The organism is Alteromonas sp. AWJ4_197, from assembly GCF_056160285.1.
Genome location: NZ_JBSWWW010000002.1, coordinates 21,986 through 38,957, shown reverse-complemented (window position 1 = coordinate 38,957; position 16,972 = coordinate 21,986). Strand labels below are relative to the sequence as shown.

The 16,972-nt window shown below is 49.5% G+C and carries 15 protein-coding genes; 11 read left to right on the top strand and 4 right to left on the bottom strand.

What is annotated here, in order from left to right; translation table 11 throughout:
• Positions 1–11 precede the first annotated feature (11 nt).
• Entirely contained in the window at positions 12–2,540 is a 2,529-nt protein-coding gene (locus ACXAGC_RS03565; protein WP_474842476.1) for a PilZ domain-containing protein, read from the bottom strand.
• 167 nt (positions 2,541–2,707) lie between these two features.
• Here ACXAGC_RS03565 and radA point away from each other — a divergent pair, with 167 nt between their 5' ends.
• Positions 2,708–4,072 (top strand): DNA repair protein RadA, encoded by a 1,365-nt coding sequence (gene radA, locus ACXAGC_RS03560; protein ID WP_474842474.1) that lies wholly within the window; start codon positions 2,708–2,710, stop codon positions 4,070–4,072.
• Between the two features lie 4 nt (positions 4,073–4,076).
• Here radA and ACXAGC_RS03555 read toward each other — a convergent pair whose 3' ends face one another.
• Together ACXAGC_RS03555 and ettA are read right to left on the bottom strand one after the other, a co-directional pair.
• A complete protein-coding gene (locus ACXAGC_RS03555; protein ID WP_474842472.1) occupies positions 4,077–4,478 on the bottom strand; it encodes a PilZ domain-containing protein in 402 nt (133 codons plus the stop codon).
• Positions 4,479–4,621: 143 nt separating this feature from the next.
• Entirely contained in the window at positions 4,622–6,295 is a 1,674-nt protein-coding gene (gene ettA / locus ACXAGC_RS03550) for an energy-dependent translational throttle protein EttA (protein WP_119501932.1), read from the bottom strand.
• A gap of 219 nt (positions 6,296–6,514) precedes the next feature.
• Here ettA and lpxD point away from each other — a divergent pair, with 219 nt between their 5' ends.
• From lpxD to ACXAGC_RS03500, 10 genes are all read left to right on the top strand, one after another.
• Positions 6,515–7,552, top strand: a complete 1,038-nt coding sequence (lpxD, locus tag ACXAGC_RS03545; protein ID WP_474842470.1) for a UDP-3-O-(3-hydroxymyristoyl)glucosamine N-acyltransferase — start codon at positions 6,515–6,517, stop codon at positions 7,550–7,552.
• A gap of 193 nt (positions 7,553–7,745) precedes the next feature.
• Positions 7,746–9,002, top strand: a complete 1,257-nt coding sequence (gene glyA, locus ACXAGC_RS03540; protein WP_303573109.1) for a serine hydroxymethyltransferase — start codon at positions 7,746–7,748, stop codon at positions 9,000–9,002.
• Between the two features lie 102 nt (positions 9,003–9,104).
• Entirely contained in the window at positions 9,105–9,554 is a 450-nt protein-coding gene (gene nrdR / locus ACXAGC_RS03535; RefSeq protein ID WP_119501929.1) for a transcriptional regulator NrdR, read from the top strand.
• Positions 9,555–9,562: 8 nt separating this feature from the next.
• On the top strand, positions 9,563–10,684 hold the full coding sequence (gene ribD, locus ACXAGC_RS03530; RefSeq protein WP_474842467.1) for a bifunctional diaminohydroxyphosphoribosylaminopyrimidine deaminase/5-amino-6-(5-phosphoribosylamino)uracil reductase RibD: 1,122 nt from the start codon (positions 9,563–9,565) through the stop codon (positions 10,682–10,684).
• A gap of 21 nt (positions 10,685–10,705) precedes the next feature.
• Complete coding sequence (locus tag ACXAGC_RS03525; RefSeq protein ID WP_474842465.1) at positions 10,706–11,371, top strand: riboflavin synthase; 666 nt, start codon at positions 10,706–10,708, stop codon at positions 11,369–11,371.
• A gap of 18 nt (positions 11,372–11,389) precedes the next feature.
• Entirely contained in the window at positions 11,390–12,490 is a 1,101-nt protein-coding gene (gene ribBA, locus ACXAGC_RS03520; RefSeq protein ID WP_119501926.1) for a bifunctional 3,4-dihydroxy-2-butanone-4-phosphate synthase/GTP cyclohydrolase II, read from the top strand.
• 85 nt (positions 12,491–12,575) lie between these two features.
• Positions 12,576–13,049 carry a 6,7-dimethyl-8-ribityllumazine synthase gene (gene ribH, locus ACXAGC_RS03515; protein WP_119501925.1) on the top strand — a complete coding sequence of 158 codons (474 nt, stop codon included), beginning with the start codon at positions 12,576–12,578 and terminating at the stop codon, positions 13,047–13,049.
• An 11-nt stretch (positions 13,050–13,060) separates the two neighbouring features.
• Positions 13,061–13,480: a transcription antitermination factor NusB gene (nusB, locus tag ACXAGC_RS03510; RefSeq protein WP_119501924.1), complete on the top strand. Its 420-nt coding sequence runs from the start codon at positions 13,061–13,063 to the stop codon at positions 13,478–13,480.
• Between the two features lie 61 nt (positions 13,481–13,541).
• Complete coding sequence (thiL, locus tag ACXAGC_RS03505) at positions 13,542–14,507, top strand: thiamine-phosphate kinase (protein WP_349587900.1); 966 nt, start codon at positions 13,542–13,544, stop codon at positions 14,505–14,507.
• Positions 14,507–14,998 carry a phosphatidylglycerophosphatase A family protein gene (locus tag ACXAGC_RS03500; RefSeq protein WP_474842461.1) on the top strand — a complete coding sequence of 164 codons (492 nt, stop codon included), beginning with the start codon at positions 14,507–14,509 and terminating at the stop codon, positions 14,996–14,998. The genes thiL and ACXAGC_RS03500 overlap by 1 nt, the downstream gene beginning before the upstream one ends.
• 80 nt (positions 14,999–15,078) lie before the next feature.
• Here ACXAGC_RS03500 and dxs read toward each other — a convergent pair whose 3' ends face one another.
• Positions 15,079–16,944 (bottom strand): 1-deoxy-D-xylulose-5-phosphate synthase, encoded by a 1,866-nt coding sequence (gene dxs, locus ACXAGC_RS03495; RefSeq protein WP_474842459.1) that lies wholly within the window; start codon positions 16,942–16,944, stop codon positions 15,079–15,081.
• Between the last annotated feature and the right edge of the window lie 28 nt (positions 16,945–16,972).

Below are 16,972 nucleotides of genomic sequence, written 5' to 3'. Positions count from 1 at the left end.
GCCTTCTTTGTTTAATTGTTGAGGATTTTTTCAATCTGCGCTGTCGATTCGCTGACGGCTCTTAGCTGACTGTTACGGGATATGGTTGCTTTGTCATAGCCAAAACGCGTCATTACTTCGCTGGTCATATCGACAAGGTGCACAGATGCGCCCATACCCCAGATCTTCTCTTCCAGTTCTTTAGCGCGGTGCAATGCGTACATGCTGACATAGCTTAATTCGGCTTGCAGCATGTCCAGATCCGGTTTACCTGTGGTCGTTAAAATAACCTGCATGGCAATAAAGTGACCTCTTGCCAGCGCTTCAGTGATAAAGGACTTTCTGGTGTCATCATTGGCAAAATCTTTATCCAGCTTAGGCAATATGGCCAGTTTGCTGTTCTTACGGGCCGGATCATAAGCAACAAAAAGCTCTTGCCGTAATGGCTGATTTTCCAGTCTCATGGTTTTAATGCCATGAAGCATGAGCGGAGCTTCCAGGTTCTTATCCCGGTAGAGAAACTCAACGTTGGTTTTACGACTGCCGGTGAAATGGGTCAGCATGCGTGCTGATACAGAATTCACTCCGTTCATGACAGCCATATCCGCCTCGTAGCGAATACCGTTTTTGGCCAGCAGAAAAGCGAAATTAGGTGTGTGACGGGCGTTAATACAACGCAGGGCATGACCGATACCCGGAATTTCCTCTTCTTCCGGATAGGTTTGCAGTGCCTGTTTGTTCTGCTTGATCAGATTATCAAAAAACTTTCTGGCTGCAGCGCCCGGTTCACCTTCGGCGGCACGAAGATGCACAATATTGCGGTCTGTATTGTAATAAACCACTTCGTAAATCAATCCGGTCACATCGTGCCTGGTCGTCAGCGCTTGCAGTTCAGGCAGCGCAATTTTCACCAGGCTGCCTTTTTCTCCGTCAAACTCGCCGGGAATTTCAAGGCGCAGGCCGGATATGGAGATATCTTCAGAAATCCCCTTGCACTGCATGGTTTCATTCAGGCCACTTAACACAACTGGCGACCGCAGAATGTAGCGGGTTTCCATCCGTTGTTCCTGAAAACGATAACGATAAGGGCGGATAGGGGCCGGTTGCTTATTTCTGGGGTGAGCAAAAATGCGAAGATGGGCGAGGTTACTACGGTCAAATTTTAACGCCGCATATTGCCGTTGTCCGCTTTCAGAGGTGACATCTGTAATATGCACAAGGTATTGAAGACGTTTTAGTTTTGCCATCAGGCGGGCTGAAGGCGGCGTGTTTTGTTTCTTTGCCACACTGCCTACGTCATCCGGAATAGAAAGCGGACAATGCGCTTCATCCGGTGACATGGTGCTAATTGTCAGTTTAAATACCCGCCAGCTGACTTTCCGGGAACCAAATCCGATGAAAACAGACTTGAGTGATTCTTTTTGTTCCAGTTCACGTGTGGACGCCGAGTAGAAATACACCGCACCGTTCTGGATGTGGGTGAAACAATAAACATACAGTTCGTTATGTTTATCTGCATCAGCCTGCAATTTTGCCAGTCGCGAAGGTTTCAGCAAATAGCCCAGTTTGATCTCACCGGTCTCATCCTTCCAGTAATCCAGGATATCCTTGTTGATGGTATTGAGCATGGCATAACGGGGAAGCAATGCGTCATTGATACTGTCGATGAATACCGGCAGCGACGGACTACAGGGGGAAATATACTGCTCTGCAGTTTTATTGACGATGGCATCAATGGTGTTCGTCAGGTTAACTTTATAACGGCGTTTGTTGCCATGAATGAAGTTATCGAGAAACTTGTCGAATGACGGGGAAGGGAATTGACGGTTACGTTTAAGAATGAGGTAATAATTTGATTTTTCAAACTTGGTGGTAATGACTTCATAAACAATACCCGAGCGCTTATCCATGGCAAACTCATCTTCCAGGCCCCGGAAGAATATGTGTAACTTCTGTTCTGGCCGGAAGCGGTATTCTTTCGGTAACTTCAACCTGAGCCCTTCAGTAGAAATATCCACACTACTGGCTTTGTACTGACTACCGCTCTCATCCTGTATTTCAACTGCGACAGCAAAGTTCATCCGTTCCTGATTACGGTGAGCATAGTTCAGCAAATTAACAACAGGAATGGAGTACTGATGAAGATTTTCCTGTTTGGTTTCAGCGTCAGATTTAACCGTGCCTTGCAGAGCTTGTTGTTCAGCCCGCTCCCGCATCACTCTGAAGTTATTTTCTGTTGCCATCACCGTTTCGTAAACACCAAAGGTGTAATTTCCGAAGATATTCACCTGGCGGTTAAAAACGTCTATGGCAACGTCATCGAGATAGTGCTTCCTGCCACGGTATTCGAAAAGCTTGCATTCACCGTCCACCTGACCGCGCAGATCAATTGAGCGTACACAGGGCTTGGCCAGTCTTTTCAACTCCATTTTGATGAGAAAGCGTTTTTCTGACGGAAGGTTCTGCGTCAGTTGCATCAAAACTTGATTGAATTCAGGGGCGCCGATTGATGATTTCAGCTGCTCTATGATGTCTGCATATTGCTGAAGTTCTTTTTCCATTTTAACTACTGATCTTAATTGGCTGCCCTGTTGTATTTCTTATCGGCAGACTTCGCTGAGACTGTAAGTGAACATTTACCCGGACTCCATCCCTACTTTAATACGGTATGCAGTGCCTTCATAATAACGTTAGAATAGCCCAAAATAATACCTTTAAATTAATTCAAATGGCAAAACGTAAAACAGCCTACGTCTGTTCTGACTGTGGCGCAGAGTTTCCAAGGTGGCAGGGACAATGCAGCGAATGCAAATCCTGGAACACCATTTCAGAGTTTGTGGTTTCCCCTGCTAAAACAGCAAAGGCCGGATTCAGCGGTTACGCCGGTCAGACGAATGCCCGTATAGAACCTCTTAATGCCATCGATCTGGAAGCATTACCCAGATTCAGCTCCGGCTTCAAAGAGCTGGACCGGGTACTTGGCGGTGGCATTGTACCCGGCGCGGCTATGTTAATAGGCGGTTCACCCGGTGCCGGTAAAAGTACACTGTTACTGCAGGTGATGTGTCAGTTAGCCAAAGAACGCAGCGCGCTTTACGTTACCGGTGAAGAGTCGTTGCAACAGGTGGCCATGCGCGCTCAAAGATTAGGGTTGCCCACTGATAAGCTGATGATGCTGGCAGAAACCAATGTGGAGACTATCTGCGAACTAGCACTGACACAACAGCCTAAAATAATGGTTATTGATTCGATTCAGGTAATGAATGTAGCTGATGTACAGTCAGCTCCCGGCAGTGTATCGCAGGTGAGGGAAAGTGCCGCTTATCTGACCCGTTTTGCGAAACAACATCATATCGCCATGTTTATCGTTGGCCACGTAACGAAAGATGGCAATCTGGCCGGCCCGAAAGTCCTTGAGCACTGTATCGACTGTTCAATGATGCTGGAAGGTGAGAGTGACGGGCGCTTCAGGACATTACGCAGTCATAAGAACCGTTTCGGTGCTGTTAATGAGCTTGGCGTTTTCGGCATGACGGAAAGAGGTCTTAAAGAAGTCAGCAATCCTTCTGCTATTTTCCTCAGTCGGGGGGATAATCAGGCACCGGGATCCAGTGTGATGGTAGTCTGGGAGGGAACCAGACCGTTGCTGGTAGAGATTCAGGCGCTGGTGGACTATTCGCAGATGGCTAATCCCCGCCGGATTGCAGTCGGTCTGGAACAAAACCGGCTCGCCATGTTACTGGCAGTATTGCACCGTCACGGTAATGTACAGATGAACGATCAGGACGTATTTGTTAATGTGGTGGGTGGTGTAAAAATTTCAGAAACCAGTGCTGACTTAGCCTTATTGCTGGCGATGGTCAGCAGTTTCCGCAATCGTGCTTTACCAAAAGATTTGATTGTATTTGGTGAGGTGGGTCTGGCCGGTGAAATCAGACCGGTACCGAACGGCAGTGAGCGGATCACAGAAGCCGCCAAGCACGGTTTTAAACGGGCTATCGTGCCTAAATCCAACGCGCCCAAACAGCCGGTAGCCGGATTGCAGGTCGTGCCGGTGAGTCAATTGTCAGAAGCGCTGGATGCACTCAGCTAAGCATTCAGTTGCCGGGATAGACTGCATTGAGCAGGGCGTCCATGTCTTTTTCGCTTAACGCATCGTTGCCGCTGTTCAGATTGATCAGGCGGCGCAGTTCGGCGAGACATTCCACATCGATGTGATCAACTTTACAGCCGATATAAATGACGCCGGCTTTTTGCGGAGACTGGCGGTAAAGCTGGATCAGATACAGTGTCATTAACGGACTGTCGGGATTTGCTTTAAACATCACTGTGTAAGGGTCGTGACTGTCGAAGGGCAACATGTCCAGCATGGCTTCTGCAGCGCTGAGGCGCAGGCCCTGCAGTGATACATCCTCAACAGTAACAGGTATGCTGTTACCATGGAGACTGAGCTCTCCCGGTACCTTTAAATCTACACGCTGAAACTGTCGTTTATCCACAATTGTTCTTCCTGATAACTTACCCCTTAATTATTAGTGTAAACAACGGGGTAAGGTCAACCTGATCGTTCAAATTAATCCTGTGAAAGCCGGAAAATTAATCAACCAGATAGTAAAAGCCCCGCAAATGCGGGGCCTGTGTATTACTTCTTCGCCATACGCTTATATTTCAGGCGGTGCGGCTCTACCACATCCTGTCCGAAGTTTTCTTTCAGCCAGGTTTCGTAGTCGGTGTAGTTTCCTTCAAAGAAGTTAACTTTACCTTCATCGCGGTAGTCAATGATATGCGTGGCTACGCGGTCGAGGAACCAGCGATCGTGCGAGATAACCATGGCACAGCCCGGGAATTCCAATAAGGCATTTTCCAGTGCACGCAGGGTTTCAACGTCCAGGTCGTTGGTCGGTTCATCGAGCAGCAACACGTTGCCGCCGGCTTTCAGCAGTTTGGCCAGGTGAACACGGTTGCGCTCACCACCGGACAGATCGCCGATGAACTTTTGCTGGTCGCTGCCACGGAAGTTAAAGCGGCTGCAGTAAGCGCGGCTGTTAATTTCAAAGTTACCGATGCGGATAATGTCAGAATCGTCAGAGATTTCTTTCCACACGGTATTCTTGTCATTCATGTGGTCGCGGAACTGCTCCACACTGGCAAGATGAACGGTATCACCAATAACCACTTCACCTTCGTCCGGCTGCTCCTGACCTGAGATCATTTTGAACAGGGTAGATTTACCCGCACCGTTAGGACCGATAATACCGACGATAGCGCCTTTCGGTACTACGAAGTCCATATCATCGATAAGTACACGGTCACCATAAGCTTTTTTCAGGTGCTTCACTTCAATGACTTTATCGCCCAGTCGCTCACCCGGTGGAATGAACAGTTCATTAGTTTCGTTACGCTTCTGGTAATCAGACGTGGACATTTCTTCAAAGCGGGCCATACGTGCTTTCGATTTAGCATGACGGCCTTTCGGGTTCGAGCGCACCCATTCCAGTTCCTGCTTCATGGATTTCACGCGGGCATTTTCAGTGCGTTCTTCCTGGGCAAGACGGGCTTCTTTCTGTTCCAGCCAGGATGAATAGTTACCTTCCCACGGAATACCGTGACCACGGTCGAGTTCCAGGATCCAGCCGGCAACGTTATCAAGGAAATAACGGTCGTGGGTAATGGCTACCACAGTACCTTCATAGTCGTGAAGGAAGCGTTCCAGCCAGGCAACAGATTCTGCGTCCAGGTGGTTAGTCGGTTCGTCAAGCAGCAGCATATCCGGCTTCTCAAGCAGCAGGCGACACAATGCTACACGGCGGCGTTCACCACCGGACAGTTTGGAAACATCGGCGTCCCATGGCGGCAGACGCAGGGCATCCGCAGCACGTTCCAGGGCGTTGTCCAGGTTATGACCGTCCTTCGCCTGAATAATCGCTTCCAGCTCACCTTGTTCCTTTGCCAGCGCATCAAAATCGGCGTCTGCTTCGGCGTAGGCGGCATACACTTCATCAAGACGGGTAAGGGCGTGTTTTACATCAGCAACCGCTTCTTCGATGTTGCCGCGTACGTCTTTGGACTCGTCCAGCTTAGGTTCCTGTGGCAGGTAACCAATGTTGATACCCGGCTGCGGGCGGGCTTCACCTTCTATTTCGGTGTCCACGCCGGCCATGATGCGGAGCAGGGTAGATTTACCCGCACCGTTAAGACCCAGAACACCGATTTTGGCGCCAGGGAAAAAGCTCAGAGAGATATCTTTTAAAATATGACGGTTGGGTGGCACAATTTTGCCAACCCTGTGCATGGAATATACGTATTGTGATGACATGTTCCGAACAGTGTCCTTGCTTCAATATAAGTAAATGATATGCCATCTATTGTACTCGCTTTGTCCTCAATCTGACCAGTAAAGCCAGCAGTGATTTTCAATAATGGGTTAATTTTGAACGTTTACATGGCGGATGGCAGGAAATTAATGGTGAGGGTCAGGACGAATCCGGGATTTTGCATTACCATACACACAGGAAATTGACTAACAGGTTAAGCTATGACGGCACACGCAAAACGCACATACACTTTAACTGAGCTGGCTGACCACGTGGGTGGCAGTGTGGCGGGTGATGAAGCCCGTATCAACGAAACAAAGCTGAGTGGTGTGGGCACTCTGGCCGGGTCCAAAGGCCACCAGATTTCATTTCTGACCAACGTAAAATATAAGTCGCAACTGGCTGATACGGCCGCCGGAGCGGTGATTTTGAATGAGAAAATGCTGGACGACTGTCCGGTTCCTGCGCTGGTTCACAGTAATCCCCACGCAGCCTTTGCCCGCATAGCCCAGTTGTTCGACACCACCCCGGAGGTGGCATCCGGTATCGCTGAAACAGCGGTTGTGGCTTCTTCTGCTACGCTGGGAACCAATGTGTCGCTGGGTCACAATGTCATTGTTGAAGATAATGTCATGCTGGGTGATAACGTCAGAATCGGCGCAAATACCGTGATTGGAAAAGGCACGAAAATTGGTGAGGGTTCGACCATTTATCCCAACGTCACCGTGTATCACGATATTGTGATTGGTAAGCGGGTGACTATTCACAGCCAGACCGTTATTGGAGCGGCAGGTTTTGGATACGCAAACGACAAAGGAACATGGCTGCCCATTCCGCAAACCGGCAGTGTACAGATTGGCGATGATTCACAAATTGGTGCTTCAAGCAGCATCGACCGTGGCGCAATGGAAGATACCATCATCGGTAAGAATGTGATTATCGATAACCAGGTACAGGTAGGACATAACTGTATCATTGGTGATCACTCCTGTATTTGCGGCGCTACAGGCATTGCTGGCAGTTGTCATATCGGCAAATACGTCATACTTGGCGGAGGCTGTGGTGTGAATGGACATATCAGCATTTGCGACAATGTGCAGGTAACCGGTTATACCATGATTGTGCAGGATATTACCGAGTCCGGCGTTTATTCATCCGGTCAGCCGGCCATGAAAAACCGCGACTGGCGTAAAGTGACTGTACGGACCCGTCAGATCGATGATCTCTTTAACCGTGTGAAAGCGCTGGAAAAAGGTTAAATCTTTCTGAATTGTAATTAAACGTTATATATGGCCGCAGGCCGCGGCGTATAAGCGGTAGGGCAGTGTTAAGAAATGCTGCCGCTGCGGATATAAACGAAACGGGCATAAAGCAGTATACATGCGGCTTAAAATGACTAAAATATGCCCCTCATTTTTTAGCTGTCCATAAAACGCAGAGTAAGGAGCCTTCATGTTACCTCGCGATATGACTATTGCGGATTACGATCCGGAACTGGCAGATGCCATGGCCAAAGAAGCTGAGCGTCAGGAGCATCACATTGAGCTCATCGCATCAGAAAACTATTGCAGTCCACGTGTCATGGAGGCGCAAGGCTCTCAGTTAACGAATAAGTACGCAGAAGGTTATCCCGGCAAGCGTTACTATGGTGGTTGTGAGCATGTAGACGTGGTAGAGCAACTGGCGATTGACCGTGCTAAGCAACTGTTTGGTGCTGAGTACGCCAACGTTCAGCCCCATGCAGGCTCTCAGGCCAACGCTGCTGCGTTTATGGCTCTAATTAATGCCGGTGATACTGTTCTGGGTATGAGTCTGTCTGAAGGCGGTCACTTAACTCACGGTTCTCACGTAAACTTCTCAGGTAAAACCTACAACGCGGTACAGTATGGTCTGAATGAAGAAACCGGCGAAATCGATTACGAGCAGGTTGAAGCACTGGCCTTAGAGCACAAGCCTAAGATGATTATCGGTGGTTTCTCTGCTTATTCAAAAGTGGTTGACTGGGCCCGTTTCCGTGAAATCGCAGATAAAGTAGGTGCGTACCTGCTGGTCGACATGGCACACGTTGCCGGTCTGATTGCTGCCGGTGTTTATCCGAGCCCGCTGCCTCATGCACACGTAGTGACTACCACGACTCACAAAACCCTTGCGGGTCCACGTAGTGGTCTGATCCTGTCTGCCTGTGGCGACGAAGACATCTACAAGAAGCTGAACAGCTCTGTATTCCCGGGCAACCAGGGTGGTCCTCTGTGTCACGTTATTGCAGCTAAAGCGGTAGCGTTCAAAGAAGCCCTTCAGCCTGAATTTAAAGAATATCAGCAGCAAGTTGTGAAAAACGCAAAAGCCATGGTTGAAGTGGTGCTGGAGCGTGGTTACGACGTAGTGTCAGGCGGTACTGAAAACCACCTGTTCCTGCTGGATCTGATTAAGAAAGATATCACAGGTAAAGACGCTGATGCCGCGCTTGGCCGTGCAAACATCACTGTAAACAAAAACTCTGTACCAAAAGATCCACGTTCACCGTTCGTGACCAGTGGTCTGCGTATCGGTAGTCCGGCGATTACCCGTCGTGGCTTCAAAGAAGAGCAGGCGAAACAGGTTGCGACCTGGATCTGCGACATTCTGGACAACATGGGTGATGAAAGTGTTGTTGAGCGTGTTAAAGGTGAAGTTGTTGAACTGTGTAAAGCGTTCCCGGTTTACGGGTAAGCCGCTTTATCGGTATGAAATTCCCCGCTCTTAGTCAGTAAGAGTTTATGCCGTCAGAGCAGCCTGTGCTGCCTGGCGGCTTTGTTGTTAAAAGGACCTGCTATGTTTTGCCCGTTTTGTTCGGCACAGGAAACCAAGGTTATCGATTCCCGTCTGGTGGCAGAAGGGCATCAGGTACGTCGCCGTCGCGAATGTGTTATCTGTCACGAGCGCTTTACTACCTTTGAAAGTGCTGAATTAGTGATGCCGAGAGTCATTAAACGGGATGGTTCGAGAGAGCCGTTCAATGAAGATAAGCTGCGCGCCGGCTTGCAGCGGGCACTGGAAAAGCGCCCTGTGAGCACGGAGAAAGTGGAAGAAGTGATTTTGTCGCTGAAATCTGCATTGCGTGCTACCGGTGAGCGGGAAGTCTCCAGTGAATTCCTTGGTAATCTGATTATGGATGCACTGAAGGTGCTGGACAAAGTCGCTTATGTACGGTTTGCGTCAGTGTACCGCTCATTTGAAGATATTCGTGAGTTTGGTGAGGAAATTGCCCGTTTAGGAGACTGATAACCGCCATGAAAACCACGTCAGCTGTTTCCATTTCTCAGGACTACGCCTGGATGGCGAAAGCCATCAGACTGGCTACGCAGGGTCAGTTCACCACATCTCCGAATCCCCGTGTCGGTTGTATTATTCTTGACAGTAACGGCGACTTAGCCGGACAGGGTTACCATATTCAGGCCGGCACTCCCCACGCGGAAGTACATGCTCTTCGTGAAGCGGGCGATAAGGCCCGTGGCGGTACGGCTTATGTCACACTTGAGCCCTGCAGTCATTTCGGACGAACGCCTCCCTGTGCCGATGCTTTAGTGGAGGCTGGTGTCAGCAGAGTGGTTATCGCCATGACTGATCCGAACCCTCAGGTGAGCGGCCGTGGCATAAAAAAACTTCAGGATGCCGGCATTGATGTGGTGTCTGATATTCTGGCGGCCGAATCGGCAGCATTGAACCCCGGTTTTATCAAACGCATGGTATCAGGCAAACCGCGGGTAACGGTAAAACTGGGTATCAGTCTTGATGGCAAAATCGCGTTGTCTAACGGCGTCAGTCAATGGATCACCAGTCCCGAATCCCGTCGCGATGTGCAATTACACCGTGCTGCAAGTTGTGCCATTCTAACCGGCAGTGGCACTGCACTGGCCGACAATCCGTCTTTGCTGGTCAGGGAAAATGAAGCCAATTTTTCTGATTATCCTGTTTCGCCGGTAAGGCAGCCGCTCAGGGTCGTGATAGACAGCCACAACCGGTTACCGGACGATCTGCAATTATTCACAGACGGACACAAAACCCTGCGGGTAACCGGTCAGCCAGTTGCGCCGCAAACCAGTGTCCCTGCACTAGCCGTCTCCATGCGTGGCAATTACATAGACCTGTCTCAGCTCATGGAGAAGCTGGGGGAGCGGCAAATTAATGATGTGTGGGTGGAAGCCGGCCCGGGTCTTGCCGGTGCATTGTTTACTGCCGGTGAAGTTGACCGGCTTGTGGTGTATCAGGCGTCCAAACTGTTAGGTGACAAAGCACAAAGCATGCTCACGCTGGATGAATTTGTGTCGCTGGATGAAACGCCGGTACTGTCACTGACTGACGTACGGCAAACCGGCCCTGATATCCGCTTGTCATACGATATAATTAAGTAACGCTTTTGTAGAGGGTATACGATGTTTACCGGAATTATTCAGGCCCTGGGGACGATTCAGTCTCTTGATCACCGGGGCGAAGACATCAAGCTGACTGTGTCGTCGGAAAAGCTGGATATGTCTGATGTGGCCCTTGGCGACAGTATTGCCACAAACGGCGTCTGTCTCACAGTAACCGACTTCGGTACAGATTATTATTGTGCTGACGTGTCAGCCGAAACCATCCGTTACACCGGTTTTGCCAATTATAAGCCCGGCAGTACCGTGAATCTGGAAAAAGCCATGCGCCCCACAGATCGTTTTGGTGGTCATATTGTATCCGGCCATGTGGATGGCGTTGGTGAAGTCAAAAAGATTGTTAAACACAGTACTTACATTGAAATCTGGATTTCTGCCCCCACTGAGTTAGCAAAGTATATTGCCCATAAAGGCAGTATCACGGTGGACGGCGTCAGCCTGACTGTGAATGAGGTGGATGGCAATGAGTTTATGTTGTGGATCATCCCTCACACCCTGCAGGAAACGGTTATCGGCACGTATAAAGCCGGCAGTCGGCTCAATCTGGAAGTAGACGTGGTTGCCCGCTATCTGGAACGCCTGATGATGGGTGATAAGGCAGCAGAAAAGACCACCAAAAAAGACATTAGTATGGCCTTCCTGGCCGAAAATGGTTTTCTTAGAAAATAACCCTACATAAGTGAAATTATGGCACTCAACACCACAGCTGAAATAATTGAAGATATCCGTCAGGGTAAAATGGTTATCCTGATGGACGATGAAGATCGCGAGAATGAAGGCGATATCATCATGGCCGCTGAGCATGTGACGCCGGAAGCGATTAACTTTATGGTTACTCATGCCCGCGGACTGGTATGCCTGCCCATGACGCAGGAGCGCTGTGAACGTTTGAATTTACCGCTGATGGTAGATAAAAACGGCGCACAATTTCATACCGCCTTTACCGTTTCCATTGAAGCAGCCCGTGGCGTAACCACCGGTATTTCTGCTGCAGACCGCGCGACCACGATTCTGGCCGCGGTAGGTAAAGATGCTAAAGCAACTGACATTGTGCAGCCGGGCCACATTTTTCCGTTAATTGCTAAAGAAGGCGGTGTGCTGAATCGTGCAGGTCATACCGAAGCAAGCGTCGATCTTGCCCGCCTTGGTGGCTGTGAGCCAGCTGCTGTTATTGTCGAGATCCTCAATGAAGACGGCACCATGGCCCGTCGTCCTGAGCTCGAAAAATTCGCCGAAAAATACGATATAAAAATCGGCACAATTGCGGATCTGATTGAATATCGCAATCTGAACGAAACCACAATAGAGAAAGTTGCCCAGTGCAGCCTGCCTACGGAATATGGTGAGTTCGAACTGCATACCTTTAAAGATGTTATCGATAATCAGATTCACTTTGCGCTGAAGAAAGGTGACATTGACCCGGAAACACCTACACTTGTGCGTGTTCACTTGCATAATACGCTTAGTGATTTACTGGGTTCTACCCGCGCGATAAACCGTACCATGACTTTACCTGATGCCATGAAGCGCATTGCAGACGAGGGTGGTGTGCTGGTGGTGCTGGGTAAAGAAGAAGACCTGGAAGGGCAGGTCAGACAATTTGCTGCAGAAGACCGTGGTGAAAAGCCGGAAGGAAAAACCTGGACCGGTTCATCACGTACCGTAGGTGTTGGCAGCCAGATTCTGGCGACCATGGGCGTTAAAAAAATGCGTTTGCTCAGCAAGCCGGTCAAATACCATGCGCTGTCCGGCTTCGGACTGGATGTGGTGGAATACATTCATAATTAGTTCCCGTGTAATTCGTGAACATTCGATTTAGTTTGCGCGCAGTTATGCTATACTGCGCGCCGTTTTTTCATAGGGGTGGAATACCATGCAGGTAATTGAAGGTAATATTCGCGCGACAGGCAAGAAATTCGCGATTGTTGTGTCACGTTTCAACAGTTTTGTTGTAGAAAGCTTGCTTGAAGGTGCGCTGGATACGTTAGAGCGTCACGGTGAAGTCAGCGACAATGACATCACCCTGGTTCGCGTACCGGGTGCATATGAATTACCTGTAGCAGCGAAAAAACTGGCAGAAAAAGGCCAGTTCGATGCGATTATCGCTTTAGGTGCGGTGATCCGCGGTGGTACGCCTCACTTTGATTTTGTTGCCGGTGAGTGTAACAAAGGTCTGGCCCAAGTATCACTGGAGTATGGTATTCCGGTCTCTTTCGGTGTTATCACCACAGATTCTATCGAACAGGCTATTGAGCGTTCCGGTACCAAAGCGGGGAACAAAGGTGCAGAAGCTGCACTGGGTGCCCTTGAGATGGTGAACGTTGTTTCAGCGCTTAACGATCTTTAACCGGGGGTTACGTGAAAGTATCCGCACGTCATAAAGCCAGAGAACTTGCCCTTCAGGGTGTTTATTCATGGCAAATGAGCAAGAACGATATCGCCCAGGTGGAGTTATCACTTGCGACCAGTAACGATATGCAGAAAGTCGACATGGTGTATTTCCAGGCCATGTTGCGCGGTGTTGCGGAAAATGCAGAAGCATTAGACGTAAAAATTAAGCCATACCTTGGCCGTTTACCGGAAGAACTGGATCCTATCGAAAAAGCGATTCTGCGTATTGCTACCTATGAATTAACTGAGCGCATGGACGTGCCTTATCGTGTAATTATTAACGAAGCCATTGAACTTGCTAAATCTTTTGGTGCCGAAGAAAGCCATAAGTTTATCAATGGTGCGTTAGATAAAGCGGTGAAGACGTTACGTCAGCACGAGCGTTAACAGCGATCTATTTACGTACCTGTACGTAATGACACGACGACACTGAATTAACCGGTAAAACGTGAAAGAATTTGATCTTATTGGCCGTTACTTTGCAAATGGCGGCCATCAACGAAAAGACGTAATCGTCGGCATCGGTGATGACTGTGCCGTTACGTCTGTTCCTGCAAATCAGCAGCTCGCCATTACCACTGATACACTGGTGTCCGGCGTGCATTTCCTTAAAGATGCGCCTGCCAGATCCGTTGCCTATAAAGCAGTTGCTGTTAATCTCAGTGATCTCGCCGCAATGGGTGCAGAGCCAGCCTGGATTTCTCTTTCCCTGTCTATGTCTCATGTGGACGAGGCCTGGATGGAAGAATTTGCCAGTGGCCTGTATGAGCTCACCAGATACTATTCTGTGCAGCTCATTGGCGGTGACACGGTACGCGGTCCTCTGGCGATGACTATCACTGCGCAGGGTTTTATTCCCCCCGAAGCAGCGTTGAAGCGCAGCACGGCGAGACCCGGCGACTGGATATATGTGACCGGCACTACCGGTGATGCCGGCGCTGGTCTGGATATTCTCAAAGGGTCACGTGAAGCCAAAGAGGAAGACAGGGAGTTTCTGGTTAAACGTCATTTGTATCCCACTCCGCGAGTAGCTGTCGGAGCGGCGCTGCGACGCATTGCCTCTTCCTGTATAGATGTGTCAGACGGCCTGCTGGCTGATTTAAATCACATTCTGAAAGCATCAAATTGCGGTGCAACTGTACACGTAGACCGCTTACCCGTGTCTTCGGCCTTGTTCAATTGTGTGGGTGCACAGGATGCCTACCGTTATGCGCTGACTGCCGGTGATGATTATGAACTGGTGTTCACTGTAAACGAAGAGCAGCGTGGCAATCTGGAAACGTCTCTGGCCAGCACAGGTGTAAAGGCTACCTGTATCGGTCAGGTAACCGGCCAGGCAGGCAAAACAGACTTAAAATTGTATGACGAGCCGTATCAACTGAAAGACGTTGCGGGCTACGAGCACGATTTTTAATGCAACCTGAGTACCGTGCAAGAGTATCAATGAAAAATCCGGTGCATTTTTGTGCACTGGGCTTTGGCTCCGGTCTGATCCCGTTGATGCCGGGAACGTTTGGTTCTCTGGCAGCGATTCCCTTAATTCTGCTCCTTGCGCCGGCTGGTAACTTTATTTTTATCACGGCGACGATATTGAGCTGCATTGCCGGCGTTTACTTTTGCGGTAAAACTGCCACAGATATGGGCGTTCATGATCACGGCTCCATTGTCTGGGATGAAGTGGCCGGTATGCTTCTCACTTTTCTATTTGTTCCGCTGAGTATGTCTACGCTTATTGCCGGTTTCGTGTTGTTTCGCATTTTTGACATTTTGAAGCCCTGGCCTATCGGACCGGTTGATAAAACGGTTCACGGGGGACCTGGCATCATGCTGGATGATATTCTTGCGGGGATTATGGCTTGTGTGTGCCTGCATGCTCTTATATGGCTGGTTCCCGCCATAGGTTAACTTCACGGGCTTATCGAAAAAAAAAGCCGTTCTGTGTGAAGCAGAACGGCTTTTTCGTTTATCTATTACAGTATCCTTTCTCAGTCGCTAAAATACGACTTTACCTGACGGATAATACCGGCGGTGTCGAGACCATGTTCAGCATACATTTCCTGCTGGGTACCCTGCAAAATGAAGCTGTCAGGGAGACCAAGATGGAGTGTGTGCATTCTTTGCTTCGCAGATTGCAGATATTCTGTTACTGCAGAACCGGCACCGCCCATGATACAGCCATCTTCCAGGGTCACGATGCCTTCGTGCTCCTTGCAGATTTCATCAATAACCGCAGTATCCAGAGGTTTAACAAACCGCATATCGACCACTGTGGCATTGAGAGATTCAGCGGCTTCCTCTGCATAAGGTAGCAACGTACCGAAATTCAAAATAGCAAGCTTGTTACCTTTACGAAGCGTACGTGACTGGCCTAACGGGATTTCAGTCATGCTTTGTTGCGGCGTGATGCCTTTGCCGGCACCACGGGGATAACGCACTGCAGCCGGCTTCTGCGCCTTATGACCGGTATAAAGCATCTGACGGCATTCATCTTCATCAGCAGGGGTCATAATGATCATGTTAGGTATACAGCGTAAAAACGCAATATCAAATACGCCCTGGTGAGTGGGACCGTCTGCACCAACCACACCGGCGCGGTCGATGGCAAACAGCACAGGTAAGTCTTGCAGCGCCACGTCATGGATCAACTGATCGTAAGCCCTTTGCAAGAAGGTAGAGTAAATGGCAACAACGGCGTTATACCCTTCTTTGGCAAGGCCGGCACCGAAGGTCACAGCGTGCTGTTCTGCTATGGCCACATCAAAATATTGTTCAGGGAACTGCTGGGAAAACTTCACCATGCCAGATCCTTCACGCATGGCAGGGGTAATAGCCATGAGTTTGGGATCCTGAGCCGCCATATCGCACAACCACTGGCCGAAAATGGCCGAAAACGTGGGGGCTGAAGGTGCAGATTTAGGCAGAGCGTTATCTTCCGGATTAAATTTTGGAACAGCGTGGAATTTTATCGGATCCTGTTCCGCTACCGGGTAGCCTTTTCCCTTTCGTGTAACTACGTGCAGGATGTGCGGGCCTGAGAACTGACGCATATTGCGCAGGGTATCGACCATGCCGTTAACATCATGGCCGTCGATGGGACCAATGTAATTAAACCCGAGCTCTTCAAAAATAGTGCCCGGCACTACCATGCCTTTGATGTGCTCTTCTGCACGGCTGGCAAACTCTTTAATCGGTGGAACGTTACTCAGCAGCTTTTTACCGCCATCGCGGATTTTATTGAAAAAGTTACCGGTAAGCAGGCGCGCCAGGTGACTGTTCAGTGCACCGACGTTTTCCGAGATAGACATTTCATTGTCGTTAAGTACCACCACCAGGTCTTTATTAATGTCCCCGGCATGGTTCAACGCTTCAAACGCCATACCCGCTGTCATTGCACCGTCGCCGATAACAGCAACCACTTTGCGGTCTTTGCCTTCTTTTTCTGCTGCTACAGCCATACCCAGCGCGGCGCTGATGGATGTGGACGAGTGACCGACAGCAAAGGTGTCGTACTCACTTTCCGGAGGCCACGGGAACGGGTGCAAACCATTTTTTTGTCGGATCGTCGACATGCGGCCGGCACGGCCGGTCAAAATTTTATGCGGGTATGCCTGATGGCCTACATCCCATAATAAACGGTCGAATGGGGTGTTATACACGTAGTGTAAAGCCACGGTCAGTTCTACTGTGCCAAGGCCGGAAGCAAAATGGCCACTGGTCTGACTAACTGAAGCCAGTAAAAACTGTCGCAACTCATCAGCCAGTTCACGGAGTTTTTCCTGTGGCAGCTTTCTGAGTTCATCCGGCGTCAGTGCCTGTGCCAGAACAGGATAGTGCGTTAATTCTAAACTCATTGTTATCGTTTCATTATGTTGTTTAGCA

Excerpts from the sequence above, each read along its gene's own strand:
- ACXAGC_RS03565 (WP_474842476.1), bottom strand. The coding sequence starts at position 2,540 with ATGGAAAAAGAACTTCAGCAATATGCAGACATCATAGAGCAGCTGAAA.
- radA (WP_474842474.1), top strand. The coding sequence starts at position 2,708 with ATGGCAAAACGTAAAACAGCCTACGTCTGTTCTGACTGTGGCGCAGAG.
- ettA (WP_119501932.1), bottom strand. The coding sequence starts at position 6,295 with ATGTCATCACAATACGTATATTCCATGCACAGGGTTGGCAAAATTGTG.
- lpxD (WP_474842470.1), top strand. The coding sequence starts at position 6,515 with ATGACGGCACACGCAAAACGCACATACACTTTAACTGAGCTGGCTGAC.
- glyA (WP_303573109.1), top strand. The coding sequence starts at position 7,746 with ATGTTACCTCGCGATATGACTATTGCGGATTACGATCCGGAACTGGCA.
- nrdR (WP_119501929.1), top strand. The coding sequence starts at position 9,105 with ATGTTTTGCCCGTTTTGTTCGGCACAGGAAACCAAGGTTATCGATTCC.
- ribD (WP_474842467.1), top strand. The coding sequence starts at position 9,563 with ATGAAAACCACGTCAGCTGTTTCCATTTCTCAGGACTACGCCTGGATG.
- ACXAGC_RS03525 (WP_474842465.1), top strand. The coding sequence starts at position 10,706 with ATGTTTACCGGAATTATTCAGGCCCTGGGGACGATTCAGTCTCTTGAT.
- ribBA (WP_119501926.1), top strand. The coding sequence starts at position 11,390 with ATGGCACTCAACACCACAGCTGAAATAATTGAAGATATCCGTCAGGGT.
- ribH (WP_119501925.1), top strand. The coding sequence starts at position 12,576 with ATGCAGGTAATTGAAGGTAATATTCGCGCGACAGGCAAGAAATTCGCG.
- ACXAGC_RS03500 (WP_474842461.1), top strand. The coding sequence starts at position 14,507 with ATGCAACCTGAGTACCGTGCAAGAGTATCAATGAAAAATCCGGTGCAT.
- dxs (WP_474842459.1), bottom strand. The coding sequence starts at position 16,944 with ATGAGTTTAGAATTAACGCACTATCCTGTTCTGGCACAGGCACTGACG.